This is a genomic window from Leucobacter sp. G161 (genome assembly GCF_001482305.1).
In the GTDB taxonomy this organism is placed as follows: Bacteria; Actinomycetota; Actinomycetes; order Actinomycetales; family Microbacteriaceae; genus Leucobacter.
On the sequence record NZ_LOHP01000058.1, the window covers coordinates 87,017 to 101,347 of the forward strand.

At 65.2% G+C, this 14,331-nt stretch carries 10 protein-coding genes and 1 pseudogene; 4 read left to right on the top strand and 7 right to left on the bottom strand.

The window, feature by feature from the left end; genetic code table 11:
* Positions 1 to 3 precede the first annotated feature (3 nt).
* The 5 genes and pseudogenes from AUL38_RS07260 to AUL38_RS07275 all read right to left on the bottom strand — a co-directional run bounded on the left by AUL38_RS07260 (position 4) and on the right by AUL38_RS07275 (position 5,023).
* Positions 4 to 1,536, bottom strand: coding sequence for a CoA-acylating methylmalonate-semialdehyde dehydrogenase (locus AUL38_RS07260; protein WP_059060594.1), 1,533 nt, complete (start codon positions 1,534 to 1,536; stop codon positions 4 to 6).
* A gap of 142 nt (positions 1,537 to 1,678) precedes the next feature.
* Complete coding sequence (locus AUL38_RS07265) at positions 1,679 to 2,323, bottom strand: TetR family transcriptional regulator (protein WP_201023707.1); 645 nt, start codon at positions 2,321 to 2,323, stop codon at positions 1,679 to 1,681.
* Positions 2,324 to 2,354: 31 nt separating this feature from the next.
* A complete protein-coding gene (locus AUL38_RS17715; protein ID WP_235590646.1) occupies positions 2,355 to 2,663 on the bottom strand; it encodes a hypothetical protein in 309 nt (102 codons plus the stop codon).
* A 123-nt stretch (positions 2,664 to 2,786) separates the two neighbouring features.
* Positions 2,787 to 4,046: pseudogene (locus AUL38_RS07270) on the bottom strand (class I adenylate-forming enzyme family protein); the annotation flags it as partial.
* Between the two features lie 8 nt (positions 4,047 to 4,054).
* Positions 4,055 to 5,023, bottom strand: a complete 969-nt coding sequence (locus AUL38_RS07275; RefSeq protein ID WP_059060596.1) for a cyclase family protein — start codon at positions 5,021 to 5,023, stop codon at positions 4,055 to 4,057.
* A gap of 259 nt (positions 5,024 to 5,282) precedes the next feature.
* On the opposite strand from AUL38_RS07275, the gene AUL38_RS07280 reads away from it, so the two are divergent.
* Both AUL38_RS07280 and AUL38_RS07285 read left to right on the top strand, forming a co-directional pair.
* A complete protein-coding gene (locus tag AUL38_RS07280; protein WP_059060599.1) occupies positions 5,283 to 6,470 on the top strand; it encodes a thiolase family protein in 1,188 nt (395 codons plus the stop codon).
* A 122-nt stretch (positions 6,471 to 6,592) separates the two neighbouring features.
* Positions 6,593 to 7,150, top strand: a complete 558-nt coding sequence (locus AUL38_RS07285; RefSeq protein WP_153006502.1) for a VanZ family protein — start codon at positions 6,593 to 6,595, stop codon at positions 7,148 to 7,150.
* Here AUL38_RS07285 and AUL38_RS07290 read toward each other — a convergent pair.
* Positions 7,130 to 8,209, bottom strand: a complete 1,080-nt coding sequence (locus tag AUL38_RS07290; protein WP_304438375.1) for a HAMP domain-containing sensor histidine kinase — start codon at positions 8,207 to 8,209, stop codon at positions 7,130 to 7,132. The two genes, AUL38_RS07285 and AUL38_RS07290, sit on opposite strands and share 21 nt — an antisense overlap.
* Positions 8,210 to 8,219: 10 nt before the next feature.
* A complete protein-coding gene (locus AUL38_RS07295; RefSeq protein ID WP_059060605.1) occupies positions 8,220 to 8,909 on the bottom strand; it encodes a response regulator transcription factor in 690 nt (229 codons plus the stop codon).
* A 272-nt stretch (positions 8,910 to 9,181) separates the two neighbouring features.
* Here AUL38_RS07295 and AUL38_RS07300 point away from each other — a divergent pair, with 272 nt between their 5' ends.
* Together AUL38_RS07300 and AUL38_RS07305 are read left to right on the top strand one after the other, a co-directional pair.
* Entirely contained in the window at positions 9,182 to 10,936 is a 1,755-nt protein-coding gene (locus tag AUL38_RS07300) for an AMP-binding protein (RefSeq protein WP_059060607.1), read from the top strand.
* A complete protein-coding gene (locus tag AUL38_RS07305) occupies positions 10,933 to 14,151 on the top strand; it encodes a carboxyl transferase domain-containing protein (RefSeq protein ID WP_059060609.1) in 3,219 nt (1,072 codons plus the stop codon). Before AUL38_RS07300 ends, AUL38_RS07305 begins: the two co-directional genes overlap by 4 nt.
* Positions 14,152 to 14,331 lie beyond the last annotated feature (180 nt).

Below are 14,331 nucleotides of genomic sequence, written 5' to 3' on the forward strand. Positions count from 1 at the left end.
GTGTTAGTCCATCGTCGGAATGACGAAGCTTGCTCCCTCTTTGGTGCCGGACGGCCAACGGCTCGTGACGGTCTTCGTCTTCGTGTAGAACCTAAACGAATCGGGCCCATGCTGGTTGAGGTCGCCGAAGCCCGAACGCTTCCAGCCGCCAAACGTGTGGTACGCGATCGGCACCGGAATCGGCACGTTCACGCCGACCATGCCAACGTTCACGCGCGCGGTGAAGTCCCGTGCGGTGTCGCCGTCTCGGGTAAAGATCGCAACACCGTTGCCGTACTCGTGGTCACTCGCAAGCGCCAGCGCCTCTTCGTAAGTCTCGGCCCGGGTAATCACGAGCACCGGTCCGAAGACCTCCTCGAGGTAGATCTTCATCGTGGGGGTGACGTGGTCGAACAGCGTTGGGCCGAGGTAGTAGCCATTCTCGTAGCCCTCAACAACGTGGCCGCGTCCGTCAGCGAGCAGCGTCGCGCCCTCGTCGACACCGAGCTGAATGTAGTGTTCGACGCGCGCCTTCGCATCGGCGGAGACGAGCGGTCCGTAATCGGCGGTCTCGTCGAGCGCCGGTCCGATCTTGAGCTCCTTCACGCGCTCGCTGAGCTTCGCTGCCAGCGCTTCCGCGGTGGCCTCGCCGACCGGCACCGCGACGGAGATCGCCATGCAGCGCTCCCCCGCCGAGCCGTAGCCCGCGCCGATGAGCGCATCAGCGACCTGATCGAGATCAGCGTCGGGCATGACAATCATGTGGTTCTTAGCGCCGCCAAAGCACTGTGCCCGCTTGCCCTGCATCGCAGCGGTTTCGTAGATGTACTGTGCGATCGGGGTGGATCCAACGAACCCGATTGCGCGAACGCGATCGTCGTGGAGCAGCGCGTCGACGGCCTCCTTGTCGCCGTTGACGACGTTGAAGACCCCTGGCGGCAGGCCCGCCTCGAGCAGCAGCTCGGCAATGCGCAGCGGCACCGACGGATCGCGCTCAGACGGCTTCAGAATGAATGAGTTGCCGGCGGCAAGCGCGGGGCCTGCCTTCCAGAGCGGGATCATGGCCGGGAAGTTAAACGGGGTGATCCCAGCGACCACGCCGAGCGGCTGCCGCATCGAGTAGACGTCGACGCCGGTGCCAACACCGTTGGAGTATTCACCCTTGAGCAGGTGCGGGCCGCCAACCGCAAACTCGATGACCTCGACGCCGCGCTGGATATCACCGATCGCGTCGGGAACGGTCTTTCCGTGCTCGCGGGAGAGCATCTTCGCGAGTTCCGGCGTATCCCGTGCGATGAGGTCGAGGAAACGCAGGAGCACGCGCGCGCGCCGCTGCGGGTTGAGCGCCGCCCAGGCCACCTGCGCTTCGGCAGCGTTATCGATCACCGCGGTGACCTCGGCGGTGGTTGCGAGCGGCACCCTCGCCTGAACGATTCCGACGCTCGGGTCGTAGACGTCGCCAAAGCGTCCCGAGGTTCCCGCAACGTGTTCCCCACCGACAAAGTGAGTGAGTTCCCGTACTTCCCCGGGGTGGTGTGGGTGTGCAGCAGCAGTCATGTGGGCGCTCCTTCGGGCCATTCGACGAAAACCGCAGGAGGCATTCTGGTGATTCGCGCTCCCCGGCTGCTTCGAGCGTAAACGAACGATCGTTCAAATACAACCGGCCGCCCCTCAGGCCGAGCGCGCTAGGCTCCGCGAGCTACGCTCGGATTGCCACCGCGCCGACCATGTCGAGCGACATCCGCGCGTAGCGTTCGGCGAGGCCGTGCGGCGTAATGTCCCCATCAAGCCGGTACCAGGTGGCAACCGCGATGCCCATGTTGATGATCGCGCGCGCCGCCTCCCGCGGGTACGGCGTCGTAAACACGCCGAGGCGCGTTCCTCGCTCGACAACCTCGACAAACAGGTCCTCTTGCTCGTCGCGCAGGGCGATGACCCGTTCACGGCCGTCGCCCTCAAGACAGTGCACCGCAGAAGCGCCGACGCGGGCCTCCTCCTGGCGAACGGTGTGGAACTCGACCCACGCTCGCACGAGACCGGCGAGCTGCTCGACCGGGTCGCCGTCGGGCGCTGCGGCAACGCGTGCTCGGGTGCTCGCGAGCACATCCTGCAGCGTCATCGTCATCACAGCCTGCAACAGCTCCTGTTTACTGGCGAAGTGGTGGTAGATTCCCGCGATCGCAATATCGGCCTCAGCGGCAATGTCGCGCATGGACGCGCCAAAGTAGCCACGTGCGGCAAAGCTCTTCAGGGCTGCCGCGATGACCGCTCCCCGAGCGTCCCCATTGCGTGGCCGACCGCGCTGCGGCCGCTTCTCTGCGGTGATATCTTCGGCGCTACTCACGCACACACACTATCGCGGCGAAGGTTTTGCGCTAGTGAGTGTCCCGTGAATCCTCTCGCAAGACGCGACGAAGGATCTTCCCGGTCACCGTTTTCGGCAGCTCGTCGGGCACCTCAACGAGCCGGGGGTATTTGTAGGCGGCCATCCGCTGCCTCGCGTATTCGATGAGCTCACCCGGTTCGAGACTCGATCCTGCGGTGATGGACACGTATGCCTTCACGGTCTCACCGCGGTACGCATCGGGCACACCAACCACGGCGGCCTCGCGCACCGGGGGGTGTTGATAGAGCACGTCTTCGACCTCCCGCGGCCACACTTTGTAGCCGGAGACATTAATCATGTCCTTCTTGCGGTCGACAATAAACAACCATCCTGCGTCGTTCACGAAGCCGACATCGCCCGTGCGCAGCTCGCCGCCTGGGAGCGCGGCTCGGCTCGATTGCGGATCGTGCCAGTAGCCGGGGACGACCTGCGGGCCCGCGATCGCGATCTCCCCGATCTCGCCCGGTGGGAGTGGCTCCCCCGAGTCGTCGAGGATACGCGTCGTCGTGTTGAACACGGCGACCCCGACAGATAGCGCGCCGCTGTCCGGATCGACGGGGGCCCGCACCCCGCCCGGCACGCAGTGGGCCGGGGAATTAGTCTCCGTCAGCCCGTAGGCGTTGTGCGGATACTGCCCTGTCGCCCGCTCAAACTGCTCGGCGATCGCCGGCGCAATCGGCGCCCCGCCTGAGAACACCGCGCGGAACGACTCCCAGTCGGCCCGCGAGGCGCTCGGATGAAGCATCAGTGCCATGAGCGCGGTGATCGCCGCGACAACGTAGGTGGGACGATGTTCACGCATCACATCGAGTACCGTCCCCGGCTCGAAGCGGTGGGCAAGTAGCAGCGGGCAGCCGATGAGCAGAGAGGCGGCAACGTGGCCGATAATGCCGGTGATGTGAAAGAGCGGTGCGATCCCTAAGATTCGGTCGGCCGGGGTCAGGCCCATCCAATCCCGGTACACCTGCGCGGTTCATGCCATGTTGCCGTGACTACTCATCGACCCTTTCGGCATGCCGGTCGTGCCCGACGTGTAGACGAGCATCGCAGTGTCAGACGCGGCAAGCGGTTCCGGCGTCGGTCGACGCCCGGGGAACCCTGCGACGAGCGCCGAAAGATCGCACCTCTCGTGCGTGAGGGCGCCACGCCCGCTGAGAGCACTCGTCACCTCGGGCGGGAATACTCGCGCGTCCCCACGCGTCTGGTCATCCCGCGGCGAACAGGTAATGACGGTCGCCACCGTACTGCCGTCCCGTTCGACGACCGAGCGAGCGACCCGCTCGTACAGCTCATCGAGGCACAGCAGCACGCGGGCTCCAGAGTCACCGAGGACGTGTGCGAGCTCCCGTTCCAGGTTCATCGGGTTGACCGCGACGGCAATTCCACCGGCTTTCCAGGCAGCGATCAGCCCGACGACGAACGCGGGATTGTTCTGCAGGTAGAGCGCGAGCCGATCGCCGCGGCTGAAGCCCCGCTCCTGCAATGCAACCGCGAGCGCATCAGAGCGCTCGTCGAGGTCGCGAAAACTCAGTGCGCCATCGAAATAGTGAATGGCGGTGGCGGCTGGATTCCGCTCCACGGTTGCTGCAAACGCGGCGAGTACCGATGCATACTCAACTGAGATCTCGTGCGGCAGTCCTTCGGAGTCACTCCCCCGCCACGGCTGTGCTGCGGTCGCCATGACGTCACCTACAGAATTGCGATCGGGTTGACAGGAGCACCCGTCGCCCCGTGTATCTTGAGCGGCGCAGCCACATAGAGGAACGTGTATTGGCCGTGCTCTGCACAAGCATCAGCGAGGGCCTCCAGGTCACAGAGTTCGGTGAGAGTCACGCCTAGATTGCGCATGAGTGCGCTGTGCAGCGGGAGCGCGATCCCCGACTCCGGATCAATCGTCACCTCGTTAGCAATCGTGTCGGTGACAAGATTCGGAAGCTCTATCTCGTGAAACCACCGAACGAGTTCGGTGCTGTGCGTCAACCCTGGTTCGCAGAAGTCCTCATAGAACGCGTCGCCCAAGTCAAAAAAGCGCTGGAGAAAATTCGTCCGGATGATGAGGATGTCGTGTTTCTCGATGGTGACGCCCTGCGCAGCAGCGCACGCGAGCAGGTCTTCATGCGTAAACGTCTCCGCAGGCTCGAGGGCGGCCTTCGAACGGAATCGCGCCATATCCAGCAGAATCCCTCGGCCGACGATGCCCCGATCCGCAATGGGTCGAATGCTCGCCCGATCGAGGCCACCGATGGTCGTTCTGGCGTCGTAGCCGTTCCACAACTGGCCGTCGTACCAGGCGTGACCGAGCGCGTCGTACTGCGTCGACCCCTGCAGAAATGCCTCGAGCTTGTCGTCAGCGTAATGAGCGCCTCCCGGATACTGTGGCGCATCCGCTGAGTCCCAGGTCGATTCGTCGGAGACCATCGTGCGCACCGCTGGCGTGCGCGACGGCCAGACCGGGTCGCCCTTCGGGTCACCGATGAGCCGCTGCAGCGTCACCACGTTCCCGGACACCACGTGCCCGATGCCGCGAAGCACTTCGTCGCGGGTGAGGTAGTTGAGCGAGCCGACTTCGTCGTCCGGCCCCCACTTTCCCCAGTTGGATGGCGAGTCGCGCAGATATTCCGTGAGCTCGGGTACGGGGTGGGGTGTCGACGTTGACATGGTTTGTCCCTCGGTCTGCAAGCGTGGTCTCGGGGCGCCGGGCCCGACGTCCCTCTCCCTTCGAGTATGAAATCACAAAGCAACACCTGTCAACCAATAGATTGTTGAGCTCCGGTCACAGCCGTCCGCCGGCACACTGTGCACTTCTGCCCTGCCCAGACGCCACGCAATCTGAGATGCTGGGGTCGAGATTGATCACGCAACGGAGCCCTGTGATGCATCACGCGTTCCTTGCACACCACTGTGAGGAGACACCACCGTGAATACTTCTGAGAGAGTCGCAATTATTGCGGGAGCTCGCACGCCTATCGGGAGCTTCGGAAAGGCGTTTCGCGATACCGAAGCGCACGAACTGGGCGCGTTCGCGGTGCGGGAAGCGCTCATCCGGGCCGGCATCTCCGGCGATGAGGTCGGCGAGGTCGTCATGGGCAATATCGGTCAGATCGGAGCAGACGCCTACAATGCTCGGCGGGTCGCGCTCGGGGCCGGCCTGCACACCCGCGTGCCAGCGTTCACGGTGAACCGGCTGTGCGGATCGGGGCTGCAGGCGATCTGGTCAGGTGCACAACAACTCCTCTGGGGCGGCGTGGACGTCGTCGTTGCCGGCGGCGACGAGAACATGACGAGGCTCCCGTTCTACGACTACAACGCCCGGTTCAACGACCGGCTCGGCGACCGCACCCTAGTTGACGGGACGTTGCAGATGCTCAGCGATCCGTTCACCGGAAAGCACATGGGCACCACCGCCGAGAACGTCGCAGAACGCTTCGGCGTGAGCCGCGAGGATCAGGACGCGTTCGCGGTTGAGAGCCAGCGCCGCGCCGCGCTTCCCGAGTCCCAGGCGGTGTTCGCGGAAGAGATCGTGCCGGTCACCACCTCGGGCCGCAAGCCCGTGACGGTCTCCGTCGATGAGCACCCCAAGCCAGGAACAACGCAGGAGGTGCTCGCTGGGCTGCGCCCCGCCTTCCGCGAGGGCGGATCGGTGACCGCAGGCAACGCTTCAGGCATCAACGACGGCGCAGGCGCGGTCGTGCTTATGCGCGAATCCGATGCCCGTGAGCGCGGGCTCTCGCCGCTCGCGACCATCGAGGCGGTCACCACTGCCGGGATCGAGCCTGAGATCATGGGCTACGCACCGACGCTCGCGCTCGCGAAACTGTTCGAGCAGACTGGGCTGTCGCCCGACGAGATCGGACACACCGAGATGAACGAGGCGTTCGCATCGCAGGCCCTCGCGGTGATCCGCGATTCCGGCCTCGATCCGGCCCGGACGAACCCGTACGGCGGCGCAATCGCGCTCGGTCACCCGGTCGGCGCCACCGGCGCGATCCTCTCACTACGCGCGGCGATGGATCTGCAGCGCCGCGGGCATGACCACGCGATCGTGTCGATGTGCATCGGCGGGGGTCAGGCGCTCGCTGCGCTGTTCCGCCGCTGGGAGGCGTAACCTTCGCAGGCCGATGGACGCGGGCGCGGGTCTCCTTGCACGCGTCCATCGGCGTCAGTATGTCGTCCGCGTATCGAAAACCGTGAACGCTCTCGCAACAGCGTCCGCCGTTGACTGGGATCATGCTCGACACGACTCACACCCAGCATCGCGCCCTGCCCCACCTCCCCGCGACAACGCCTGGCAACGCCACGCCGGTGATCGCGACGGCGTTCGTCAGCTATCTTTTCCTCTTGACGTGGGCCATCGTCTGGAAGCTCAGCGTTCCACACGCGGGGACTGGGTTCGGGCCCGTGAAGCTCGTCCCGTTTGTCGCGAGCGCAGAGTTCGGTCCGAGCGCACCCGGCGAGGTCGCTGCGAACTTCCTCGCCTTTGTTCCCTATGGGATGATCCTCGCGGCCCTCGTTCCGCGTCGGCCCTGGACGCTCGGGCTCTGCATCATCGCGGGCACCAGCCTGAGCTACGAACTTCTCCAGTTTGTGCTCGGCGTTGGAGCAGCAGACACCACCGACGTCCTCGTCAACACTGCGGGCGGCATGATCGGGGTCGCCCTGTACGTGGCGTCACGCACACGCAGCCGCTTCGGCTACGGCGGCGTGCTGTCGCGGGCCGGAGTCTTCGGGGTGCTGCTCTCGATCGTTATCGGCTCAGCGATGGTGTTACTCGGCGATTTCGCCTGAGGCAGCCGGCAGATCCGCCGTCGCCGTGATCCCGCCGTCGGGCCGTGCGGTGAGCGTGAGCGTTCCGTCGTGCGCGTGAGTGATGCTCTGCACGATCGCCAACCCCAACCCGACCCCTGAATCGTCGCTGCGGATGCGTTCGACGCCACGCTGAAACGGTTCGGTGAGCGTCGACACGAGCTCCTGTGGCAGCCGCCGCCCACTATTCTCGACGCACAGAACGGCGCGACCGTCGGCTTCCCAGGTCGTGGCAGTGACCCACCCACCGTCCGTGAGGTTGTGCACAATCGCGTTGAGGACGAGGTTGCTGGTGAGTTGCAGGAGCAGTGCCGAAGATCCGCTCGCGGCGGCCGGCTCCCCCGCGACCGTCATCGTCACTCCGCGCGACTCGGCTCGGGGCAGCAGTGCCTCGACGGCCTCGTCTACAAGGAGGGAGATATCCACTGGTGTGCGGGCGAAGGATCGCCGGCCGCTCTTCCCCAGCGTAAGCATCGACTCCGTCAGATCGATCGCCCTGGCATTCACCGTCCACAGTCGTTCGATGAGTCCGGTCGTCTGCACTTGCGGGTCCTTTCGCGCCACGTCGAGCATCGTCTGCGTGATCGAGAGCGGTGTGCGCAACTCGTGAGAGGCGTTCGCGGCGAACCGTTCCTGCTCAGCCACATGCGCTTCGAGCCGGTCAAGCATGCCGTCGAAGGCATCAGCGAGTTCCCGGAACTCGTCGTCAGAGCCCGCCAACGCGATCCGGGTTCCGTAGGCGCCCGCGCTCACCTGCCTGGTGACAGCCGTCATCCGCGCAAGCGGTGCGAGCATGCGGCCCGCGAGCAGCCAGCCGCCGCCGATACCGATCGCGAGCAGCGCAAGCAGCGCCCAGAGCGCCGGCGGCAGAAACGCCCGAATGAGGTCGTTCCGTCCGGGGAAGAACTGCTGCTCATCTATGAGCGCCGCCCGATCCGGGACGTACCGCAGTAGGAATACCCAGACGACCGCGAGGATCAACACCTCAGCGATGAGCAAGAACCCCGCGTAGCTGAAGGTGAGCCGCAGTCGCGCGCTCACTCCCCGCCGGCTACTGCGCCGCGGCATGAGTGGGATCCACACCGGTCTCAATGCGGTAGCCAACGCCGGGAACCGTCACGATAATCCCCGGTTCCCCAATCCGTTTCCGCAGTGCCGACATGGTGATCCGCACCGCGTTCGTGAACGGGTCGGCGTTCTCGTCCCACGCCCGCTCGAGGAGTTCTTCAGCGCTCACGACGCCGCCCTCCGCGGACACCAACACCTCGAGCACGGCGAACTGTTTCCGTGTGAGCGCGACGTACTTGCCGTCACGGTACACCTCACGGCGAAACGGATCCACCTTCAGCCCAGCGAGCTCCCGCACGGGCGGCCGGTGGTGCGCACGGCGGCGATCAAGGGCCCGCAATCTGAGAACGAGCTCTTGGAGTTCGAAGGGCTTCGTGAGGTAATCGTCGGCGCCGAGTTCAAACCCCGAGGCCTTATCGTCGAGCCGGTCGGCCGCCGTCAGCATGAGAATGGGCATCCCCGTGCCAGAGGCGACGATCGTCGCGGCAACCTCGTCACCTGACGGGCCAGGGATATCCCGGTCGAGCACGGCAATGTCGTACTCGTTCACGCTCAGCAGCTCAAGGGCTTGGTCTCCGTCGCCAGCGATGTCCGCGGCGATGGCCTCCAGCCGCAAACCATCACGGATGGCCTCAGCCAGGAATGGCTCGTCTTCGACGATTAGTACGCGCATACCCCCATCGTACGAAGGCACCCATATGCGGAACGTATGAAATTTGCGATTCGTGTTCGTGTTCCCGAGCTTGCGGCCACCCGTTCCCCGGCTCGCCCCGAGTCGGGTGCTCGCTGCGGCTCCCGCTTAGAGGGACCTCACTGCCGTCGTCGCGTTTGTCGTTCCGCAGTAGACCATTCGACCAGGTTGCTTGCGTTCAAAGCTGGCGTTCGTTAGGAATGAAAGAGGGGCCACACCAACGGCGGTGTGGCAACCAACGCAGAGGAGTGGCAATGATGCCGAGAGAATACCTGTGGAATCAGGCTGCCGAATTACTCGCCGAGCGCCGAGCGCACTGGCCAGCTGATGTCCCGCGCGAGTACGTGGATCCTGCGCCAACGGCCGGGCTCAACGATTACCTCCAGGGGTGGGCACGCGAGCGCCCCGATACCACCGCGATCCACTTCTACGGCCGCGATATTTCGTATGCGGAGCTCGAACGCAGCGCCGGGGCCTTTGCCGGCTGGCTCCGCGAACGTGGCGTACACGCGGGCGACCGCGTCGGAGTGTTTCTCGGAAACTGCCCCCAGCTCACCATCGCGCTCCTCGGAATCCTGCGCATCGGGGCGGTGTACGTGCCAATCAACCCGATGTTCAAGGCTCGCGAGCTCGCCTACGAACTCGCTGACGCCGGGGTGACACTCTTGCTCACCCACCCGTCTCTCGCCCCCATCGTCGCCGAGGCGCGCGAAACCGCCCCCGAACACTTCGAAGGCGCGTCGTTGTCAGCGGTCACCCCGGCACTCGATGTCGCGTTCACCGCTCCAGGCGACATGCTCACCGCCCCGCCGGTACCGCCCGCGCCCTTCCCTGCAGTCACGGCCGGCGAGGGATCCGACTGGGCCGACATCATGCGCGCCGAGCCCGTGCGCCCGATCCGCTGCGACCGGGACGCGCTCGCCGCGCTGAACTACACGGGCGGCACGACGGGCATGCCGAAGGGCTGCGAGCACACCGAGGGCCACATGATCTACACCGCGCAGAGCACGCTACTGGGCCAGGGGCGTGTCCCCGGTACACCGCTCGACGACAGTGGACGCGTCCACGTCTCGCTCGGGTTCCTCCCCATGTTCTGGATCGCGGGCGAGGACATGTGTCTCCTGAATCCGCTGATTGACGGTGCGACAGTGGTGATCATGAGCAGGTGGGACGCGTCGACCGCGCTCGCGCTCATTGAGAGTCAGCGCGTGACCTGGGTCGCCGCCCAAGCGGATAACTATGTTGAGCTGCTCGAGTCGCCGGAGTTCGCCCACACCGACACGTCATCACTGCAGGAATGCGTTGCGATCTCGTTCGTACGCAAGCTCGACGTTGCGCTCAGGCGCGAGTGGCAGCAGGCGACAGGAGTACTGCTCCACGAGGCCTCTTACGGCATGACCGAGACGCACACCGCTGACACCTTCACGTATGGCCTCCACGCCGATGACCATGACTTGCTCGCTGAGCCAACCTACTGCGGCTATCCGGTGCCCGGCACTTCGATCATCGTCGTCGATGATGACCTCCTCCCCGTGAGCATCGGCGAACCGGGGCAGATTCTCGTGAAGTCTCCGTCGGTACTCAAGGCGTATTACAACAAGCCGGAAGCATCGCGGGAGGCACTGGTGGATGGCTGGCTACTCACCGGTGACACCGGCCAATTCAACGAGCATGGCGGGCTCTCGTACCTGTTCCGTTCGAAGGAAATGATCAAGGTGAACGGGATGAGCGTGTTCCCGACCGAAGTTGAGGCGTACTTCAAGTCCCACCCCGAGGTTGTCAGAGTCGCAGTGGCGCCACGGGAGGATCCCGTTGTCGGCCAACGCCCCATCGCCTTCGTTGAACTTTCCCCGGGCGCAACGGCAACCGCGGAGAGTCTCCGCGAGTGGGCGACCACCCAGATGGCTACGTACAAAGTCCCCGTGATTGTCCTCGTCGACGCCATGCCGATGACCGCAACAGGAAAAATCCGCAAGGTCGAACTTATGAAGGAGCTCACTACACCGTGACCACGCTGCTTGTCGCTAACCGCGGCGAAATCGCCGTTCGCATCATCCGCACCGCACGCGACATGGGGATCCGCACGGTGGCGGTGTTCCCCGCCGACGACGCCAGCAGCCTGCACGTGCGGCTGGCGGCTCACGCAGTAGAGCTGGAGGGGATCGGCCCGAGCGCGTACCTCAACGCTGCCCACATCGTGGCTGCCGCTGTGGAATCGGGGGTCGACCTCGTGCACCCGGGGTACGGGTTCCTTGCGGAGTCCCCCGACTTCGCGAGGGCCTGTGCTGCAGCCGGGCTGATATTTCTCGGCCCGTCACCCGAGGCGTTGGAGCGTGCCGGAGCGAAGACTGAGACCCAGGCGCTCGCGCGCAGTCTCGGCATCCCGCTGCCGCAAGCGACCGGCGTGCTCGAGTCAGCGGACCCCGCTCTTGAGCTGCTCGCCACGTACCCCACTGGCATCGCCCTTAAAGCCGTGGCAGGCGGCGGCGGCCGTGGCATCTCGCTCGTCAGCGATGCCGCCGATGTCCCCGCTGCGCTCGCCCGTTGCCAAGCCGAGGCACGACACGGATTCAGTGATGCGCGAGTGTTCGCGGAACGGCTCATTCCCGCTGCCCGGCACATTGAAGTACAGGGCATCGGCGGGCCCGACGGCGTGCGGATCTTGGGTGACCGCGACTGCTCCCTGCAGCGGCGGCGGCAGAAAGTCATCGAGATTGCGCCGGCCCCCGGCCTCGATCCACAACTCAGGGGCGAGCTGCATGACGCTGCCAGGAGCCTCCTCACCTCCCTCGACTACGTGTCGCTCGCGACCGTCGAGTTTCTCGTGAGCGGATCCGAGTGGGTGCTCCTCGAAATCAACCCTCGCATTCAGGTCGAGCACACGGTGACGGAGTCCGTGACGGGACTCGATCTGGTGGCCTGCCAGATCGAGATCGGCCTCGGCAGATCACTGGCGGAGCTTGGTATTCATGAGGATCTCCCGCTGCCCGTGACGGGCGCGAGCGGGAGCTCAATCCAATTGCGAATCTCTGCCGAAACCTTCGATGCACACGGAACTCTGCACCCGGCTGTCGGCACTATTCACCACCTCGATCTCCCCACGGGTCGCGGCGTACGCATCGACACCTGGGTGCAGTCGGGCTCGGAGGTTGGCGCACTCTACGACACACTGCTCGCGAAACTCATCGTCGATGGCCCCGATCTTGCGGCCGCCTCCCGCCGCGCGGTGGCTGCCCTCACCGAATTCTCCTGCAGTGGTATCGCGACGAATGCGAGCTTCATTCGGGCACTCCTGGGTCTCGCAGAGCTCGGATCGGTCGACACCCGGTGGATTGACGAGCATCTCGAACGCGTTCTCGCCGAGGCCGGGAACGTTTCACGGGAAACATTTTCATTGAGCGACCCCGCAAACGGCCTGAACAGGGCTGAGCAGCAGCGGGTCGAGGACGCATTACCTGATCTTGCCCCAGGCGAGGAGCTTGTTCTCGCACCCCTCAGCGGAACCATCGTGTCGCTCGAGAGCGCACATGGCGAACTGGGTCTCATCGAGGCCATGAAGATGCATCATCCGATTCTTGCACCGCCGCACGCCGCAGCACGGGCACTCGTGTCTGTCGGCACGACGGTCACTGCCGGGCAGCCGGTGTTTGCGGTCCAGCCACGCGAGACGGCTCAGTCGGACACGTCCGCGACGCGCTCCACCGTTCACCCCGGAGTCGCAGAAGTCACCGCGCGACACCTGGCGGCACTCGACGGTGCGCGCCCCGATGCCGTGGCGAAGGTCCACGCCCGCGACCGGCGCACCGCACGAGAAAACCTCGGGGATCTCCTCGTCCCGGGATCCTTCGTCGAATACGGCCCGCTGGTGATCGCTGCACAAACCGCCCGCAGATCGGTTGCCGATCTCATCGCGAACACCAGCGGAGACGGCTTGATCGGGGGCGTCGGGCTCGTTCGCACTCCGGATGGCCCCCGCCGGGCCGTCGTGATGAGCTACGACTACATGGTGCTCGCCGGCACCCAGGGGGCCAGGAATCATGCGAAGACAGACAGGCTCATTCAGCTCGCCACCTCGAAACGACTCCCGATCGTGTTGTTTGCCGAGGGCGGCGGCGGCCGCCCGGGCGACACCGACGTCGCCCCGGGGGCACATCTCAATGTGCACACGTTTGCGTCGCTTGCGGCCCTGAAGGGGGTCGTGCCCATCGTCTCGATCGTGTCGGGTCGATGCTTTGCGGGCAATGCCGCACTCGCGGGTGTCGGAGATGTGATCATTGCGACTGCGGATGCCAATCTCGGCATGGGCGGGCCTGCCATGATCGAGGGCGGTGGGCTGGGCAAGTGGGCACCTGAGGACATCGGTCCGGCGAAGCTGCACGCGAGCACCGGCGCGGTTGACATCGTGGTTGCCGATGACGCTGCCGCGGTTACTGCGGCTCAGGCATTCTTGGCCCTCGTCACCCCCCGCTCCCCCGATGAGTCGGAGGGCGAAGTACACGAAGCCGCGGTCATCATTCCCGAGCCCGAGCTCGCACAGCGGGCGGTTCCGGGCGATCGACTCCGGGCGTACAGCATGCGTGCGGCGATTGACAGTGTCGTCGACGTTGACTCGTTCCTGGAATTGCGCCGCGCATTCGCGCCAGGAGCGATCACCGGGTTTGCGCGCGTAGGGGGTCGGGCCGTGGCGGTCATGGCGAATGACAACCATCATCTGGGCGGCGCCATCGATGTCGATGCGGCATGCTCGTTCGTTGAACTCCTCGAGGTCGCGAATGCTCACGGGGTGCCCGTGGTGTCATTTGTCGACACCCCCGGATTCATGGTCGGCCCAGAAGCGGAGCACGAGCCTGGAGTGAAGGCCTTCGGGAAGCTCTTTGCGGCCGGCGCGAAGCTGACCGTGCCGCTCGGCGCTGTGATTATTCGCAAGGGATACGGACTTGGCGCCATGGCGATGACAGCCGGGTCTCTGGCCGCGAGCCAATTTATTGTCGCCTGGCCGAGCGGCGAGCTCGGCCCGATGGGGCTGGAGGGTGCCGTTCGCCTGGGGTACGCCAAGGAACTTGCCGCCATCGAGGATGAGGAGGCGAGAGCTACGCGCTACGACGAGCTCGTCGCGGAATCATACGAGCAAGGTCGCGCGATGACCGCGGCAATGCTCTTCGACGTCGACGATGTCATAGATCCAGCGGACACTCGAACGTGGATCAGCACCCTGCACCTCTAAGAAGCTCCGTGCGCGCCCGTACGGCCCGCTAGCGAGCGTTCGGGCGGCGCGGGTGGGGTGGGGGCGCTTGGCCCCAGAACGCCGCACAGGAGCCCTCCTGGGGTTATAGGACAAAACGTGTGGATGGAATCCCGATCTAACCGCACCACCATGCGGTAAACCAAGGCACACTATGCTCCG